General features: G+C 58.5%; 1 pseudogene. It reads left to right on the top strand.

Features of this window, described 5'->3' with window-relative positions:
• Positions 1-301: pseudogene (locus ACM6IP_RS00015) on the top strand (IS4 family transposase); the annotation flags it as partial.

The raw sequence follows: 301 nt of genomic DNA, 5'->3' as shown, positions 1-301 counted from the left end.
CTGGAATCGGTGCTGGACAGCGAAATCGAAACCTTGGGCAACCCTAAGGCCGCCCTGCTGGGATTTGCGTCGGCCGTGTTGGCTTACAACGTCTTGGCCGTGCTCAAGCACAGCGTTGAACAGGCTCATCGCCAGACCCTGCCCGACGATTGGGAAGCATCGATTTTCCACCTGACGGTACAGGTACGCAGCGGTTACGAGGGTATGCAAATAGCCCTGCCAGCAGAGCACTCATCCATTCCGATCCCCGCAGGAGGGCTGGCTCAGTATCTGCTTGCACTCGCTCGAAACATCCAGCCCA

The organism is Pseudomonas sp. IT-P176, from assembly GCF_949767245.1.
Classification (GTDB): domain Bacteria; phylum Pseudomonadota; class Gammaproteobacteria; order Pseudomonadales; family Pseudomonadaceae; genus Aquipseudomonas.
The sequence above is the reverse complement of the archived record's forward strand: the minus strand, read 5'-3'. Positions and strand labels throughout refer to the sequence as shown.